At 37.1% G+C, this 286-nt stretch carries 1 protein-coding gene; it reads right to left on the bottom strand.

The annotated features are described in order from the left end of the window. Positions 1-207: IS66 family insertion sequence element accessory protein TnpB (gene tnpB, locus ACFIK0_RS09520; RefSeq protein ID WP_375663930.1), on the bottom strand; the 207-nt coding region annotated here is incomplete at its 3' end. Positions 208-286 lie beyond the last annotated feature (79 nt).

Genomic DNA, 286 nt, shown 5'->3' on the forward strand with positions numbered 1-286 from the left:
ATAAAGAAGAATAAAACCTTCACCGTCCCAAAACAAACCTTTAATCCGGTCACTTCTGGTTCCACAGAACAGGAATAGTGAATTATCGTATAGTTCTAAGCCATAATGTTCTGCGATAACCATCGCTAATCCATCAATACCTTTCCGCAGATCGGTTTTACCACATACCAAGTAAACATGATCTGGTTCATGCCAATTAATGAGCATAACGAATAACCACTTTTGCTATATCTGTTGCTAGAGTTGGATTAGCTCCTTTAAAGACCGTTAATTCAATATCATTAAC

The sequence above is a fragment of the Bartonella sp. CL63NXGY genome (assembly GCF_042194905.1).
Lineage (GTDB): Bacteria > Pseudomonadota > Alphaproteobacteria > Rhizobiales > Rhizobiaceae > Bartonella.